This is a genomic window from Leptolyngbya sp. PL-A3 (assembly GCF_039962325.1).
GTDB lineage: Bacteria > Cyanobacteriota > Cyanobacteriia > Elainellales > Elainellaceae > Vacuolonema.
Map to the genome: position 1 here is coordinate 1 of NZ_JAMPLB010000064.1, position 17,114 is coordinate 17,114.

A 17,114-nucleotide genomic window follows, 5' to 3' on the forward strand; every position below is an offset into this window, starting at 1 on the left:
CAAGACTCTAAAAACGATTTAGAGTTGGATAGTTGTGCTGAATTTTTGTCTACGACAAGATGCCTACCGCGTTATGCGATCTCATAACAGGCTTGACATTTAAGATAATCGCTCTCTTCTATAGCTTTACTGAAGCTGGTTAGAAAAGATTATTGTTGAAAAGCTATACGGAGCGCGACTTCTCAACGATAATCTTCTCGTTTTGAAGGGCGTGAGACCTTATGAATATAGGGGACAAAAAAGGGGCCAAGCGGCCCCTTTTCCGCATCCGGTAGTTTGAGTGGTGGTGGTTAGGCAGTTTCCATCCAGTCGAAGATTTTGTCGAGTTGCTCCAGCGTAATGAGGCCGTACTGCCAGAGCACCATCGGCAGCATGTTGGAGTCCTGACCCTGCTTCAAAGCAACGGCAATGGACGCGGCGGGGATAGCCAGTTCGTCTCGGAGGAACTGGATGAGGCGTGTCTGGGTTGAGGAGGTAGTAGTCATTGCCATTGCCCTTAAGAAAAATACCGGATTGTTAAGTTGTGAAACAAAAATTCAGAATTGATGATGATGATTATAGCGACAATCTTTGTACTCTGATCCGATCCAAAGAAATGCTTGCTAGGTCCCTAAAAAGGTAGACTTCCGGCCGCTGAGCTAAGCCCAAGGGGGAATCCGGTTGAGAATGATCCCCTAAAACTTTTCTCAGATTATGACGGTAAAAGATGAGTTTTTCGTGAGGACAATATTAATCTACACTCACAACGCGTCCGGTTTCCGAGGCGCAACGGATGGCTTCAGCAACTCGCAGGGCGTATAGGCTCTCTTGAGGCGTGACATATAGGGGCTGGCCCAAGGTTAGGGCGTCCAGCACCATAGCAGTATCTTTGGCGAAGAGCCCACGACGGCTACCCAAATCGAGCGATCGCTCCTGATCTGCCAAAATCAGCGTGCCAACTTCTCCAGCAATCTGAATGGCACCCTGTTCTCCATGAATGAGTAAAACCCGTTCATCACTCCAGAGGGCCTCACCTTTGCCGTACACCACATCGGCAATCAACCCGTTGGTAAATTTTAGCTGGGCTGAGGCGATACATGTGGTGAAGGCTTGGCCGGGTAACCCGTCTCCCCAAAACCGGGACTCGCAGGAAACGTGAGCAACAGAACCAAATAGATTCGTTAGACGGTGGATGCGTGAAAGTGCTCCCACAAAGGGGAAGCCAAATAAATCATTGTGGTAGCTCCATCGGTCAGGAGCAGGGCGTTTGGCAGTCAGATCGGTATACCGTACATAAAACGGTGTGCCAATTTCGGGGAGGGATTGGGCGATCGCCCCATGAATCCCACTTAATAATTCAATATGCTCAACGTGGAGCAGCCGTTGTTTGGATGCGGCTAGTTCCAGCAAAGACTCAGCTTCGGCGACGGTGAGAGCCAGGGGATATTCCAGCACGACATGCTTGTGAGCTTCCAGGGCAGCTCGGGCGATGGTTCCGTGATCCCGGTTAATGGTTGCAATAACGACCAGATCAACGCTGGGGTGAGTGACGAGGGCATGCCAGTCGGTGAGGGCGATCGCACCATAGGGGGCTACTAGCTCCTGCGTTTTTTCTAGATTGCGCCCAGCCATGGCAACTAAGTGTGATCGCCTGTCCCCGTGAAAGGTTTCTGCACGCACTTTTGCGGCATACCCTGTCCCAACAATACCAACCCCAATGGAATCCATAAATATAAGTGGATCTGTCCCTGTATTCAGCAACACTAAATTGTAGGGTCAGATGGTCGATTTTATGGGTCAGAGGATGATTTTCGTGGAAAAATTACCGTTTGAGAAAGGCCATCTGAAGTTCCTCAGGCTGATGCATAAATAATCTTTTCCTATTACATGGATAATCCTGGCAGAAGCAGGCTGATTCCTTGTCCAAAATTATTCGTAGATATCAAGTCTAGCTATAGATTAGCTGAGGTGCTTTGAACTACACGAAGCCTGCAACTCGTAGAGTGTAGACCTTGAGTTCGCTGGCCATAAACTTTTCTGAGAACGGTCAAAATTTCTAGACTTTTGAGCTATAAATGCCTCTCAGAGCCAGATACAGTGTTGTTTCTAATGCTTGCCTGACGACTGATTTCAAGTTTGGAGAGGACAGTTTTTTTGAGCTTCTTTTTTAAGGGGTAGTGATCGTCGCATCGGATGGTCTTTCTTGCCAGATGCGTTTTCGCAAGTATAAGTAATCTGACATTAATACCCAGCCTTTCATTACGAATCCCGTTCACCCTTAGGGGCAAGATACGGTTACAGGGTATAAGTTTTCTCGTAGTATCAGAAGGAGAGTTTGCCCTCAAAGAGGTATCTTGATCTTTGTGCGGTAAGCGCTTAAAGCCGTTTTCAGAATTGAGAGGATTGTTGCATGGCAACTTTTAAGGTCACCTTAATTAACGAGTCTGAAGGTCTGAATACAACGATTGATGTCGCTGACGACGTTTATATTCTGGATGCTGCTGAAGAGCAAGGCATCGACCTTCCTTACTCCTGCCGCGCGGGTGCTTGCTCCACCTGTGCTGGCAAGATCAAAGAAGGCACGGTAGACCAGTCTGACCAATCCTTCTTGGATGATGATCAGATCGAAGCAGGTTATGTTCTCACCTGCGTTGCCTACCCCACCTCTGACTGCACCATCCTGACCCACCAGGAAGAAGAACTCTACTAGGCTGCGCTCTAAAGTTCTGCGCTTGATTTTTCGCGCGCTTCGCGTGCGAAAAATCAAGTATTCATTAAAACCAAGAACCTTGCTGTGCCATCGTTTTGCCATAACACAGCAAGGTTCTTGGTTTTAATTGCTTCTGCTGGGGCGAGATGTTGGTGCAGTAGACGTTTCACCAAAAATGTCTGTTCCTTTGTGTGCAGATTTTGAATAACCTCAGTTCGGGTTAAGGGCTTTTTCGAGTGCCGCGCGTCGCGCGGCACTCGAAAAAGCCCCTTATTGCGTGCGCGTCGCGCACGCAATAAGGGCGGTTCGGCTTATCCCGAACTGACGTTGAATAGCAGGATGTGTTTAAAACTTTGCATGGGTGGTGTTGGATCGCTTCGCATCTGTGGGTTTCAGGTCAGGTTTGGGTGATGTAGTGGATGATCTGCCATAGTTTTTTGAGGCGACGTGATGCTGAATAATCCTTCGCTGCTTTTTAGGGAGCTCATTACAGTAAAGGAGGGGCGCGTTATCTCGGTGTATCGGCGTATCGGATGGCGATCGCAGGGATAGAGATTGGAGGATTGTGGATGATGGCCGATAAGGAGCGACAGAGGGAATGGCCTGACGCTGTAGCCGTGAAGCAGAAGGCGTTGGAATTGGGTTTTCATAAGGTGGGAATTGCGGCAGTAGATGGCTGGGATCAGGCCGTTGCTGTGCATCTTCAACGGTGGTTGGATCGGGGGTATCAGGCGGATATGGCCTGGATGGCGCGCCCGGCTCGGCAGGATGTGCGTCAGGTGATGCCGGGAGTGCAGTCAGTGATTGCCGTGGCGTTGAACTATTACGCAGGGCAGGAGCGATCGCCCGAACCCGGTCATGCCAAGATTGCGCGTTACGGTTGGGGGCGCGATTACCACCGGGTAATGGATAAACGCCTGAAGGCTCTGACCCGGTGGCTGTTAGAGCAAGGGGATGGAATTGAAGCTCGCTATTATGCTGACACAGGCCCCATTCAAGATAAGGTTTGGGCTGAGCGGGCCGGATTGGGATGGATTGCGAAGAACAGCAATGTGATTACGCGGGAGTATGGCTCCTGGGTGTTTTTGGGGGAGGTGTTAACGAATGTGCCCCTGATCCCAGATTCTCCCCATACGCAGCATTGTGGAACTTGCACTCGCTGCCTGGAAGCGTGCCCAACGGGGGCGATCGCCCAACCCTTTGTTGTCGATGCCAACCGCTGCATTGCTTACCACACGATTGAAAACCGAGCGGAAGATCTGCCAGAAGCTCTCAAACCGAATCTGCAGGGTTGGGTGGCGGGGTGTGACATTTGTCAGGATGTATGTCCCTGGAATCAACGGTTTGCCCAACAAACAGATGTGGCCGACTTTCAGCCATACCCGTGGAATGTCAACCCAACTTTGGCGGAACTGGCAGAGTTGTCGGATGAGGAATGGGGCGATCGCTTTCAGGGTTCTGCCTTGCGGCGTATCAAGCCAGCCATGCTCCGACGCAATGCTCAGGCGAATTTGGAGTCCCAGAATCTAACATCAGAGCCTTAGGAGATTTCTGAGAAACAATATCCCCATTATTTGGGAAAAAGGCGCGGCGAAGCCGCGCCTTTTTTCCAAACAATGGGGAAGTTCTTATCTGGAAATCTCCTTAGTTCTGACGAATGTTGCTCTAAACGTGTGGCTGGTTGTTGTGGGAGGGTGCTTATCGTACCTCTACCAACAACCAACCACACGTTTGAAATTTGAGTTTGTGAGAAGACGTTAGGTAATCGGAGTTCGGGTTAAGGCGTTTTCGAGTGCTGCTGCGTATTGCGCAGTACTCGAAAACACCAAAATGAACACTTCAGCTTATCCCCGAGGTTAGGTAAAAACTACAGCATCCTGACAACCAAAGCTTTTGTGACAGCTAGAAGATTGCCACGCTTTCCCGGACGACGGCGGGAGATTGAGGATAAGAATTGCTATGGCAATCTGTGAGTAAAAGGGCAGCCATTTTCAGTCCATCTCCTACAATTGGGAAAATGTCTTGAGCCCAAGGCTGCCTTGCTCAAGAAAACGCCTTGTGGAATGGGTTCAATCAAACTGGGGCAAAAATCGTGGTGAAGCGTGTGGTAAAGCGGAGTTCTATCATTGTTATTTCTCTTCTCTGTGGTCTGGTAGGGCTTGGGAAGCCGGTCTACAGTCAGGCTTTAGTGCCTCACGTACCGCAATTAGATGCCCAACGGTTACGGGAACAGGGATTAATTCTGGCCCAGGAGTCAGCTCAGTTAGCCCAATTTCAGCAGTTTGACTTGGCCCTGGTGCGTGCCCAATTAGCAACTCAACTGATTCCAGACGATCCACAAATTTGGGCGCTGCTTGGGAGTTTGTATCTTCAGGTGGGGCAGGAGGAGCCAGCAATTACGGCGCTGCAACAGGCACGTAATTTTGATCGCGAGAATGCGGCTGTTTTGTTTGCCCTGGGTACCGCTTACTTCCGTACACAGAATTACGGTCAGGCGGTGGAATCGTTGCAGGCTGGGCTGCGTATCCAGTCAGAGGAACCAGGGGCGCTGTTTGACCTGGGTAATTCGTATTTCAAGCTGAAGCAGTATGACAAGGCGATCGCAGCCTATCAGGATGCCTATGAGATAGAAGAAAATTTTTGGCCTGCGATTAACAACATCGGCCTGGTGCTGTACGAGCAGGGCGATGTTGATGGAGCCCTGGAACAATGGCGGACGGCCGTAGCAATTGATGAGCTGCAACCGGAACCGAGGCTGGCCATGGCGATCGCCCTCTACAGCAAAGGAGATGTAGAGGCGGCAATTACGGAAGGGCAGCAGGCACTCCAATTAGATGTTCGCTATGCGGATGTGGAATTTTTGAAGGAAAATTTGTGGGGCGATCGGTTGCTGTCGCAAACGCAGTCGTTTTTAGCGCTTCCTCGCGTTCGCGAAGTGGTGGCGCGGCTACAGCAGCCTTAGCACTGGTTTGTTTCGTTATCAAAGAGAGAGGATGAGTGCAAAGCACCCATCCTCTCTCTTTGTGGTTCTGAACCATAAGGCTATGGTTATCGCTATAGGCATTTTCATTAGGACAAAAGGAGTGAGTGCTTTGCACTCACTCCTTTTGTCTTAATGAAAATGCCTAGGATTATTTATGCTCCACCCGAGCAAGGCGTATAACAGTAGGCGCATCTCCCTATTGAGAAGACGTGAGTATACCGTTACCGGCGTTGAGCAGAAGCGACCAGGGGCCGCTGCGCAGGGCTGCTAAACAGTTGTTGGAGCATATTGTCTCGTCCGTTTAGGGTTTCGTAGAAGAAGAAGGAAACTCCCGCGTATTGGCGATCGCGTATAGCTTGTATTTGTTGTTGCAAGAGGTTTTGGTCTGTCAAACGATTGCGTAATCCTGCAAGTACACCAACAGCTACGGGAATGTGGCTGCGGGCTTGCTGGACAGCAGGATGATTTAACTCCTGGGTGAAACCTGTCAGGTTGTCGCGATAAACCTGGAGGATTAATTCTTCGATATAACCGGCTCGTTCCCAGGAGCTCCAGTCTTGAAGGTAGTGGTTGTAGGAAAAGTCTTGGGAGTTTGGAGAGAGGGCAACGATCGCATTGGGTTTTACCCGTTTAATCGTGGTAAACGTCCGCTGCATCAAGCTCGTAATCTGGTTCGCCCGCCAGCGCATCCACTCGGGGTCTTGGGAGTTGGCAGGAGGGGTGCGCCCGTTGTGTTGCTGACGGTAAAGGTTGACGGTGTAGGGGTCATAGCCCAGTTCGGCAGGCAGGCCGAAGTGGTCATCCAGTTGCAGACCATCCACATCGTAGCGGGTGACAATTTCCCCGATCAAACCCAGAAGAAATTGCTGCACTTCTGGGTGAAAGGGATTGAGCCACACGCGGGGATAAATCCCTTCCATAATGACCTTAGAGCCATCGCGTCGTTGGGTGACCCAGTCGGGATGCCGAATGACTAGCTCAGAATCCGCTGGGGCCATTAATCCAAATTCAAACCACGGCACCACTGCCAGGCCCATATCATGACCGTTTTCTACAGCCTCCTCTAACACATCTCGTCGTCGCAGGCTGCGATCGGGGAGCTGGGCGCGACCAATCACCTGCTCAGCGAGAGGGCTGGGGTAAAGGGTGTAGCCCCAGTTCCAGACGGTGGGGTAGACCGTATTGAAGTGGAGTCGGGCGAGGCGCTGCATCCCATTGCGCAGGTTGCGACGGGAGAACATGACGCTGCTATCAATGTTGGTCAGCCAAACCCCTCGGAGTTCTGTGGGGGCCGAAGCAGGAACGCGTTGGGCAACGGCTCGCATAGCTTCCCAGGGTTGGGCTACGACAAGCGCACAGATCAGAAGGCTCAGAAAAAACAGGGAAAGGCGTCGAAAAGATTGTCGCAGAGGTCGTAGAACCAAGCGAAAACCGGATTCCTGATGGAACCCACCCAGTTGAGAAGAAGTACGCATGGCTAAGAAAGAAGGAAATGGCCTCAATATCTCCTCTTCGCTCTGGAAACCAAGCTCCCAGGAAAAATTGAGGACTCTTCTCTACCTGACGGTAGAGAACTCACTAAAGTTGCTGCACAGGAAGGAGGACAATGTGGTACAAATGTACGTGTAACACGTAGAAGGCTGACCAGGAAATGACTCTGCTGAGTTTGACTACTTCAACAGCCCCATCACCTGATCAACAAACTGCTGGTGATCGACGACAGGTTTCGAAATGTAACCATCGGCACCGCTCTGCTTGAGGAAGGTCTCGCGATCGCCCTCCATAGCATGGGCTGTTACCAAGACCACGGGCAAGTCTGATGTGGAGGGATCTTCTTTGAGCATCTGGGTAATCCGAATGCCGTCCACAGGTTTTCCTTGATAGACACTATGGGAGAGGGAAACATCCATGAGGATGATGTCGACTTCGCGCGATCGCGCAATCTGCATCACTTCGTCAACGTTCTCGGTGTGCTTGACGTCTAGCCCACCCCGCTTAGTCAGAATTTTGGAGAAAACCCGCGCATTAATAGGGTCATCTTCCACAATCAGCACTGTTTTCATATTGTGAACCTACTGCATAGTGTTTAGAATGAGCCATTTTGACAAACAGAACACAGCCATTTTCAAAAAATATGATTCTTTCACTGGCTCAGTCTGTTAGGAGTAATAGCTTATCCCATCATTTTTAGGTTCCTCAGGAGGAACATTTCCTGCTCACCTTCACATAATTTTTAAAGAAGGAGGGCCAATTACCCTAAAATCCATCGTTGCGAGGTGTGGTTACCGCTATAGTCACTTAAGCACACCTGATGAACGGTTTACCTGACACGTTGACCGATCTTCGGCCCCCTGACCATTTCCCCTAATCTGCATTGGAAGGATTAAAGATACACCATGGCTGAGCAATTGAACCTCCCCACTGGAAATGTCGTTTCTACGGCCCTCCATACCGAGGTGCAACGATCCTACCTGGAATACGCCATGAGTGTAATCGTAGGGCGGGCACTGCCGGATGTGCGCGATGGCCTGAAACCCGTGCATCGGCGCATTCTCTACGCTATGCATGAGTTGGGATTAACGCCCGATCGCCCCTTCCGAAAATGCGCCCGTGTGGTGGGAGACGTGCTGGGTAAATACCACCCCCACGGCGATCAGGCGGTTTATGATGCTCTAGTGCGGATGGTGCAAGATTTTTCTAGCCGTTATCCGCTCTTGGGTGGCCATGGGAACTTTGGCTCGGTAGATGACGATCCTCCAGCAGCGATGCGATATACGGAGACGCGCCTCTCTCCCGTCAGCAACGAGGCCATGCTGACGGAGATTGGAGAAGCCACCGTCAACTTCATCCCCAACTTTGACAACTCTCAGCAGGAACCCGTTGTTCTTCCAGCCCAGCTCCCATTCCTGGTGCTGAATGGCTCCTCAGGAATTGCGGTGGGTATGGCGACCAACATTCCGCCCCACAACCTGGGGGAAGTGGTGGATGGGTTGATTGCCATGATCGATAATCCCAACCTGTCGGATGAAGCGCTATTTAATTTCATCCCCGGCCCGGATTTTCCCACGGGAGGCGAAATCGTCGGTACGGATGGCGTGCGAGAAGCCTATCGCACAGGGCGGGGCAGTATTCCTGTGCGAGGAGTGGCGCAGTTTGAGGAGATTCAGCCAGGACGAGGACGGCATCGACGTCCAGCGATCATCATTACGGAACTGCCCTACCAGGTCAACAAAGCAGCCTGGATTGAGAAGGTAGCGGATCTAACCAACCAGGGCCGACTGGAGGGAATTCAGGACATTCGGGATGAGAGCGATCGCGACGGGATGAGAGTCGTGATTGAACTAAAGCGGGAGGAGAATCCCCAGCGGCTCCTGAACAAGCTTTACAAGATGACGACGCTGCAAGTCAACTTTGGCGCAATTTTCCTGGCTCTGGTGGATGGCCAACCCCGGCAGATGCCTTTGAAAGAGGTACTTCAGCATTTCCTCTCCTTCCGGGAGGAAACCCTGACCCGGCAGTATCGCCACGAATTGCAAAAGGCGGAAAACCAGATCCACGTTCTGGAAGGACTGCTGCGGGCCTTGGATAACCTGGATGCCATTATCGATATTCTGCGGAATGCCCCCGATGGGACGACGGCGAAGACGCAGTTCCAGGCACAGTTTGGGTTTAGCGATCGCCAATCCGACGCCATCCTCTCCATGCCCCTGCGCCGACTCACCGGGATGGAGCGGCAAAAGCTTCAGGACGACTTTGATCAAATTCGTACCCGCATTCAGGAGCTACAGCGACTTTTGACGGAGCGCAAAGAGTTGCTGAAAGCCCTCAAGAAGGAACTGCGGAGCCTCAGAAAACAGTTTAACGATGCTCGTCGTACGAAAGTGCTGAGCGCTTCAGAACGGGCAGAAGAAGTGGAAGGTTTGGCGGGGTTGGAATCCGAAGTGCTCGAAGATGAGGTGGTGTTAGAGTTCACCCAACGCGGCTATGTGCGCCGTTCCACCCCGAAAGCCTTCCAGCGTCAACAAGCTCGCCTGGAACCCCCGGCTCCCAAAAAACTGGTGGAGTATGACGACCTGGCAACCCAGGTGGAAGCAGCAACCACTGGGCAGCAGGTGTTGGTGTTAACGCGCAGTGGTAAGGCGTTTGCGATCGCCGTTCGCGACATTCCTCAAACCACGCGGCAATCGAAGGGAACCCCCCTGGTGACCCTGCTGCCCCAAGGCGGTAGCCCCGAGGAGATCGTGGCCCAGTTTGTGCTTGGGGATGCCGTCGATGAAGTGGAGTTGATTTTGTTGACGACCAAGGGCCGGATCAAGCGGTTGCCGTTGAGCGAATTTACGAACCTGACCGCCCGAGGGTTAACGGCTCTCAAGCTGAAAGAGGATGATGAGCTGCAACAGGCTATTTTGGCCTTTCCGGGAGATAACTTGGTGCTGGCCACCACAGGTGGGCGGTTGCTCCGGTTTGAAGTAAACGACGAGCAATTGCCCATTCAGGCGCGTTCTGCTCAAGGTCTGGTGGCCTTGCGACTGGGTAAGAACGAAAGTTTGGTCGGTTGTGTTGCTCTGGCCCCTGAGGATAGCTTTGTGCTGGTGACTACCCAGGGTTTTGGGGTGCAGCGGCAGGCATCGTCTTTGCGGTTAGCCAATCGAGGTGATTTAGGTGTGCAGGGCTTGCAGTTCCCCAATAAGACCGATACCTTGCGATCGCTTGCTCCGGCCTGGAGTAATACCTCGTTGACAGTGCGAACGGAGGGCGATCGCATGGCTCTGATTCCCGTCGATGACATTCCTGTTGCCAGCCGGTCAGTCGCTGCTGAGGCTCTATTGAAGCTGCCCAAGGGGGAGAAGATTGCCCAGGTACTCCCTGATCCGTTACCTCCCGATGAGGAAGAGGGAGAATCTGATCTCGACCAACAGGAAAATTCGGAAGAATAGGGGAGAATAAGCAGATTGGTTTCTACGATTGCCCCAACTAAATCGGGGCGTCGTCGTTTCCTCCCTTTCCTCAGCGAATTCTGAACTAATTACTGTGGCGCAGGTTGTTCTCGAAAATATCTACAAAAGCTTTCCCCCCCGGAAAGGTCGCTCGTCGTCCTCTACGGAGGAGGGTGCCGATAGTCAGGCGGTAAGCGTGCTGCGCCGGATTAACCTGACGGTGTATGACGGGGAATTTATGGTGCTGGTGGGGCCATCGGGCTGCGGTAAGAGTACGCTACTGCGCCTGATTGCTGGGCTGGAGACGGTGACGGGGGGCAATATTTGGGTGGGCGATCGCCGTGTCAATGACCTCCCTCCCAAGCAGCGGGATATTGCGATGGTGTTCCAGAGCTATGCTCTGTATCCCCACATGTCGGTGTACGAGAATCTGGCCTTTGGGCTGCGGCGATCGCAGGCTCCCGGTAATGTTGGCAATGACTCAGCCTGGGAACGGGCGTTGGTAGCGGCAACTCGGCCTCTTCCCAAGGGGCTGCGCTATTGGTCAGAACCGGAGCGGCAGGTGGAGCAGCGGGTGCGAACGGTGGCACAGATGCTTCAGATCGATACCCTGTTGGATCGGTTGCCGAAGCAGCTTTCGGGTGGGCAAAAGCAACGGGTGGCCCTGGGGCGAGCGATGGCACGAAATCCGCAAGTTTTTTTGATGGATGAGCCGCTATCGAATTTGGATGCAAAGTTACGGACGGAAACCCGAGCACAGATCGTGAATTTGCAGCGGAAGTTGGGGACAACGACCATCTATGTGACGCACGATCAGACGGAAGCGATGACGATGGGCGATCGCATTGCTGTCCTGAATGCGGGGCAAATTCAGCAGATCGCAACGCCGCTAGAACTTTACAATCATCCAGCTAATGAATTTGTAGCGGCATTTATTGGTTCGCCACCGATGAATTTTTTGGAGGTGCAGGTGCAGGCTCCGTTGCTGATCGCCGATGGTCAGTTTCGTCTGACGTTGCCGGAGTTTTGGGAGCCAGCGTTGAGGCCGTATCAGGGGCGATCGCTTCGCCTTGGAATTCGGCCGGAGCACTTTAGCATTAGTGCTCCAGCTCCTAAGAATCTGCCTGTGCGCGTGGAGCGGGTCGAGGCATTGGGTTCGGAAACCTATTTGACGGTGCGACGAACGGATGTGGCAGATGAGCCGCTGCTTCAGATTCGTGTTGAGCCCGATCGGCGGGTTTCGTTGCGAGAGGATTTGTGGTTGGCGTTGGCTCCGGATAAGTTGCATTTGTTTGATCGGGAAACGGGGTTGGCGATCGCACCATCCTGAATATTCAGGACTTATTATTGTGCATTCTTGTTGTGTGTGGTGTGCGAAGCACACCACACACAACAAGAATGCACTAAACGTAGTGGATCTGCGTAAGTCCTATAAGTAAGCTACGGGAGTAGCTTACTTATAGGAAAAGGTTGTAGAAATGTTTGGGAATGTTTTTCTGGTATCTGAGGAATACTGCTTTTGTGTATGGGAAGTGCAAGTAGAATCAATACTTTAGACATTTTATTTCTAACCTGAAGACAGTTAAATTGGTAGGGGCTTTTATTAAGAATTGGGGTATGAGTCGTACCTGTTAGCTCTACTGGACAGGTAAGGGTTGGAGGGATACGTTATGAAGACTAGAAAATCTGGGCTCAATCGAGCTTTTGGGTCAGCTGTTGCACTGTTGGGATTGGGTGCGTCTTTGGCGGGAGGGGTGGCACTTCCGGCCACGGCGCAGAGCAATTTGCTTGATTTGGGGCAGGCTGTTGGAGGGCAACGGGTGCGGCTCGATGTGGACTCAATACGACGGGCGAGTGGTCGTAGTGTCGATTTCACCTATTATCTTGGAGACGATTCTCGCTACAGTCAGGCTAACTGCGAGAATGGCAGTTGGACGACGTTTGAGGATGGCGTGGTGCATGCTCCTCAGTCAGGTGCGACGTCGGATATGATACGCATCGTTTGCGAAGGAGATACACGGACAACAGTTGCACAGCCGACATTGCGTTGGTTTGTATTTGCACCCCCCAGTAATGTGCGAGTGAGTCCTAATGGAACGGTTCAGTGTGTCATTCGTGAACAGCGCAATATTAATGTTTTAGGTTCAGAAGGGGATTGGTATATCACGGACGTGTGTGGAGCACGGGGCTATATTCACAACAGCCAGGTAGAGCCGATTGATTAGACAAGTCTGCACAGCAAGAAATAACACGGCATTTTGTGCCGTGTTATTTCTTGCTGTGCAAATGCAATTTCTATTCGTGCTCAGATTTGGCTAACACCAAATCCCGTTGTTCTTGGCGTGCTTTGATATGTTCCAACCCTGTGTTGGGAATAGAGCGAATTAGTTGACGCGTATAGTCGCGTTGAGGATTGGTGTAGACCGTGTCAGCGGGGCCAATTTCTTCGATACGGCCAGCGTTCATCACCATGATGCGATCGCTCACAAATTTCACCACGCTCAAATCATGGGAAATGAAGATGTACGTCAACCCAAAATCCTTCTGCAAATCCTTCAGCAGGTTCAATACCTGAGCCTGTACGGATACGTCGAGGGCGGATACCGATTCATCACAAATGATGAATTGAGGGTCACAGGCCAAAACTCGGGCGATGCAGATCCGTTGCCGTTGACCACCTGAGAACTCGTGGGGCATCCGGTTCATGGCTCCGGGATCGAGGCCCACCCGTTGTAGAAGGTCGATGGCGCGATCGCGCCGTTCTACTTCGGAGGGGTATAGGTTATGAATGATCATTGGCTCCATCAACGCGGCTCCAATCGTTTGCCGCGCATTCAAGGAACCGTAGGGATTCTGGAAGACAATTTGCATCCGGCGGCGCAACTGCCGCATAGAGTGTTCATCCAGCGCCATGATGTCTTGCTGATCGAACAGAATTTCGCCTGAGCTGGGCTCGATCAGCCGTAACAAACAACGGCTCAACGTAGACTTTCCGCAACCCGATTCTCCCACTAACCCCAAGGTTTCGCCGGGGTATACCTCAAAGCTGACATGGTCGACTGCGTTCAGCAGGGTCTTTTGGGCAAAAAAGCCTCGGCTCACCGGGAATGCCTTGGTCAAATCGCGAACGACCAACAAAGGCTCCTGCTGGTGCAGGGTTTCGTAATGCTCCTGGGTTTCCTCGGCACTAATTTGTGAGAAAAGAGCCAGCTCTTGTTCAGGGGTATGTTCCTTTGCCTGAATTTCTAACTCGCCATTGGCATTGGTGGTCACGGTCATGAAATCGGCCACCGTTGGCAGGCGCTTAAGCCGTTGATCAGGGCGAGGGCGGCAGTTGAGCAAACCCTGGGTATAGGGATGCTGGGGGTTGGAAAACAGCTCGTAGGTCGGAGCCGTTTCCACGGCATCACCGCGATACATGACCACAACGCGATCGGCAATCTCGGCTACCACGCCCATATCATGGGTGATGAAGATAACAGACATCCCCCGCTTGAGCTGAATCTCCCGTAGCAATTGCAGGATCGTAGCCTGGATGGTGACATCCAGGGCGGTGGTCGGTTCATCTGCAATCAAAATGGCTGGGTTGCCCGCCAACGCCATGGCAATCATCACCCGCTGTTGCTGTCCCCCTGAAAGCTGGTGGGGATAGCGGTTAATGATGCGCTCTGGGTTGGGGAGTTTGACCTCACGGAAAAGGGCGATCGCCCGCTCTCTTGCTTCTTCCCTGCTCACCACTTGATGCAGTCGAATTGCCTCTGTTACCTGATCTCCACAGGTATATACCGGGTTCAGAGATGACAGTGGCTCCTGAAAAATCATCGAGATCAGCCCACCTCGATACAACCGACGCTGCTCGGAACTAAGGGCGAGTAGATTGACGGGGTTGGCGTCGGGCAAACGGGGATTGCGGAAGAGGATTTCCCCAGTCTGAATGGTTTTGGGTGGCAGCAGGCCAATAATGCCAAGGGATGTAACGGATTTCCCAGAACCAGATTCACCCACAATACCGAGTGTTTCACCGGGGTTGAGCGTAAACGAAATTTGGTTAACCGCTCGAACCGTTTCCGCTTTACTACGGAACTCAACAGAAAACTGACGAACATCCAGAATGGGAAGTGAGGAGGTTGGATTCACAGATTTAGCAACAGAAATATGAGTGGATGTGAAAACAATTCGATCGAATAAGCTACTTCTAATTTTTCCCGATACTTGCCTTTAAGGGAATCTTTGAAAAGACGAAAACTAGCTTGTAAAGCATCCCCCAAAAGGATGAGATTTAGAATCTATTGTTGATAAAACCTTCTATTTTTATCGAGTGTTTCAATCTTCACATTCTAGTGAAAAAGTATCAACAAGATCTAGAATTCGCTAATACATTCGTGCCAGCGAATGCTTGCTAAAAAAGACTCTTAAGTGCTCCATCTGTTAGCCCAGGTCTTTTGATGGTAAAGCTTTAGTGCTTCTCTAGTTATGTTAAGAAGACATCATCATTATCTCAAGTAACCCAAATTTTATGTCAACATCATTATTGATGAAGAGAGCTTAAGGGATAGACTATCTCAATTCTGAACGGTAACAGCGATCGCCCCTCTAAACTGTGCCCAGTAAGCAAACTTAACAACGATGTCATAGAATTCTCAACACATTCCTAAAACTTTCTTTAGATCTACAGTTGCCCTCGTTTCTAATGCGTAAACTGCCTTTAATGTGCGGAGATCTGCTTCTCTAGCAAGTCATCCTTTTTGCCCATTCCAACATGATGGAACTGGGCCTGTTTGACACTCAATGCACGTCCAGATGAGTCCATAAAACAAGGAGATTAAAATGCGACTCTGGCGACGCTTTATAAAATTTGTAAGTTTAGCGATTGTGACCTTTGGATTGGCGATCGCCCTCGTGAACTGCACGGGCCAATCTGAAACTAGTACTGGGACAAGCCCCGCAGCGACGGGCAGTGCCAGTGGTACATCAGCTCTGGTGTTTGCTTCCAGTGGCCCTCCCGTCAACCTGGAGCCTGGCAACATCACGGATGGCAACTCTCTGTATGTCCAGCAGCAAATTTACGACCGCCTGATCGACTTTAAGCCAGGTAGTACAGACCTTGTTCCAGCTCTGGCTGATAAGTGGGAGGTATCCGACGACAACCTCACCTGGACATTTACCCTGAAGGAGGGGGTAAAGTTCCACGACGGCACCGACTTTAATGCTGAAGCCGTAGCCTTCAACTTTAACCGCTGGTGGGATCCCGAGTTTGAGTATGGTTATCGGGATGCTGGAAAGCTCTACGAAATTTGGACAAATCTCTTTGGCGGTACTAAGGGCTCGAAAGAGTCTCTGGTTCAATCAGTTACAGTTAAGAGCCCAACCGCCATTGATATCAAGCTAAAACAGCCCTTCGCAGCATTCCCGGCTGCCGTAGCTGCGGGATACTTCGGTATTGCCAGCCCCACAGCCATTCAAAAATCCGCTGCAGATTATGGCACACCCTCTGGTGCGGCTGTGGGTACTGGCCCCTATGTGTTTGAGGAATGGCGGTCAGGTGAACGAGTCAGCCTGAAGGCGAACCCTGACTACTGGCGGGAAGGGGTTCCTAAAGAACAACAATTGATCATTACCTTCGTGGAAGACCCGGCGGCTCGCCTTGCACAACTGCGGGCTGGCACTGTTGATTTCACTGTCGACCTTACCCCTGACCAGTTGGCCGAAATTGAAGGAGATTCTAGCCTTAAAGCAGTCTATCGCCCTTCCTTTAACGTGGGATATCTGGCGCTAAACCCCGGCTATGAGCCTTTGTCGAAGCCAGAGGTGCGGCGAGCGATCGCTGAGGCTATCAACAAGCCCGAAATCGTGAAAGCCTTTTGGGGCGAGCTGGGCCAAACTGATGCCCACTTCGTGCCGCCTTCCATGGAGAATTTCCGCTCGAAGGATGTGACGGATTATCAGTACAACCCCGATGCGGCGAAGCAAGCTCTCGCGGCAGCTGGCTACCCCAACGGCTTTGACTTGCAGCTCTGGTATATGCCCGTCAGCCGTCCCTACTTCCCGAACCCTAAGCCAATCGCGGAAGCGTTCGCTGCTGAACTGAACACCATTGGCATTCGAGTTAGTTTGCAAACTAAAGACTGGGGTGCGTATCTGGAGGATCGCAACACGCCTCCCGGTTTCCAGTCCTTCATGCTGGGCTGGACGGGTGACTACGGCGACCCCGACAACTTCCTATATGCCCACTTCGGCCCTGGTTCCACCGATGACCTCGGCAAATGGAAAAATCAGCAGGTCTTTGATCTGCTAGACCAGGCCCGTGCTGAAGCTGACACCGCCAAGCGGGGCCAGATGTATGCCCAGGTTGACAAAATTCTCTTCGACGAAGCTCTGCGGATTCCTATCGTCCACTCCCAACCGTTGCTGGCCCAACGTAGCAGTCTTGGCAACTGGAACCCAAGCCCGTTAGGGTCGGAGTCTTTCGAGGAAATCGAAAAGTCCTAATCACGCAATCAGCAGG

The 17,114-nt window shown here is 51.6% G+C and carries 12 protein-coding genes; 7 read left to right on the forward strand and 5 right to left on the reverse strand.

Annotated features, from left to right (window positions below):
* Positions 1-290: 290 nt before the first annotated feature.
* Positions 291-485: a DUF2949 domain-containing protein gene (locus NDI52_RS28305; protein WP_190770884.1), complete on the reverse strand. Its 195-nt coding sequence runs from the start codon at positions 483-485 to the stop codon at positions 291-293.
* Positions 486-729: 244 nt separating this feature from the next.
* Entirely contained in the window at positions 730-1,707 is a 978-nt protein-coding gene (locus NDI52_RS28310; RefSeq protein WP_190770883.1) for a Gfo/Idh/MocA family oxidoreductase, read from the reverse strand.
* Between the two features lie 682 nt (positions 1,708-2,389).
* On the opposite strand from NDI52_RS28310, the gene NDI52_RS28315 reads away from it, so the two are divergent.
* From NDI52_RS28315 to NDI52_RS28325, 3 genes are all read left to right on the forward strand, one after another.
* On the forward strand, positions 2,390-2,689 hold the full coding sequence (locus NDI52_RS28315) for a ferredoxin (RefSeq protein ID WP_190770882.1): 300 nt from the start codon (positions 2,390-2,392) through the stop codon (positions 2,687-2,689).
* A gap of 572 nt (positions 2,690-3,261) precedes the next feature.
* Positions 3,262-4,233 (forward strand): tRNA epoxyqueuosine(34) reductase QueG, encoded by a 972-nt coding sequence (gene queG / locus NDI52_RS28320; protein WP_190770904.1) that lies wholly within the window; start codon positions 3,262-3,264, stop codon positions 4,231-4,233.
* Between the two features lie 548 nt (positions 4,234-4,781).
* The gene (locus NDI52_RS28325) at positions 4,782-5,651 is read left to right on the forward strand and encodes a tetratricopeptide repeat protein (protein WP_347280090.1); all 870 of its coding nucleotides are present in this window, start codon (positions 4,782-4,784) and stop codon (positions 5,649-5,651) included.
* Between the two features lie 242 nt (positions 5,652-5,893).
* Here the strand turns inward: NDI52_RS28325 and NDI52_RS28330 are convergent, their stop codons facing one another.
* Positions 5,894-7,147: a glycoside hydrolase family 10 protein gene (locus NDI52_RS28330; RefSeq protein WP_190770881.1), complete on the reverse strand. Its 1,254-nt coding sequence runs from the start codon at positions 7,145-7,147 to the stop codon at positions 5,894-5,896.
* 195 nt (positions 7,148-7,342) lie between these two features.
* Positions 7,343-7,735 carry a response regulator gene (locus tag NDI52_RS28335; protein ID WP_190770880.1) on the reverse strand — a complete coding sequence of 131 codons (393 nt, stop codon included), beginning with the start codon at positions 7,733-7,735 and terminating at the stop codon, positions 7,343-7,345.
* 333 nt (positions 7,736-8,068) lie between these two features.
* Here NDI52_RS28335 and gyrA point away from each other — a divergent pair, with 333 nt between their 5' ends.
* The 3 genes from gyrA (at position 8,069) to NDI52_RS28350 (ending at position 12,834) form a co-directional block, all read left to right on the forward strand.
* Positions 8,069-10,609: a DNA gyrase subunit A gene (gyrA, locus tag NDI52_RS28340; protein WP_190770879.1), complete on the forward strand. Its 2,541-nt coding sequence runs from the start codon at positions 8,069-8,071 to the stop codon at positions 10,607-10,609.
* Between the two features lie 94 nt (positions 10,610-10,703).
* On the forward strand, positions 10,704-11,939 hold the full coding sequence (locus NDI52_RS28345; protein WP_190770878.1) for an ATP-binding cassette domain-containing protein: 1,236 nt from the start codon (positions 10,704-10,706) through the stop codon (positions 11,937-11,939).
* A 340-nt stretch (positions 11,940-12,279) separates the two neighbouring features.
* Positions 12,280-12,834: a hypothetical protein gene (locus tag NDI52_RS28350; RefSeq protein WP_242036003.1), complete on the forward strand. Its 555-nt coding sequence runs from the start codon at positions 12,280-12,282 to the stop codon at positions 12,832-12,834.
* 70 nt (positions 12,835-12,904) lie between these two features.
* On the opposite strand, the gene NDI52_RS28355 is transcribed toward NDI52_RS28350, so the two are convergent.
* Positions 12,905-14,746 carry a dipeptide ABC transporter ATP-binding protein gene (locus NDI52_RS28355; protein ID WP_190770877.1) on the reverse strand — a complete coding sequence of 614 codons (1,842 nt, stop codon included), beginning with the start codon at positions 14,744-14,746 and terminating at the stop codon, positions 12,905-12,907.
* Between the two features lie 690 nt (positions 14,747-15,436).
* Here NDI52_RS28355 and NDI52_RS28360 point away from each other — a divergent pair.
* Positions 15,437-17,098, forward strand: a complete 1,662-nt coding sequence (locus NDI52_RS28360) for an ABC transporter substrate-binding protein (RefSeq protein ID WP_190770876.1) — start codon at positions 15,437-15,439, stop codon at positions 17,096-17,098.
* Positions 17,099-17,114 lie beyond the last annotated feature (16 nt).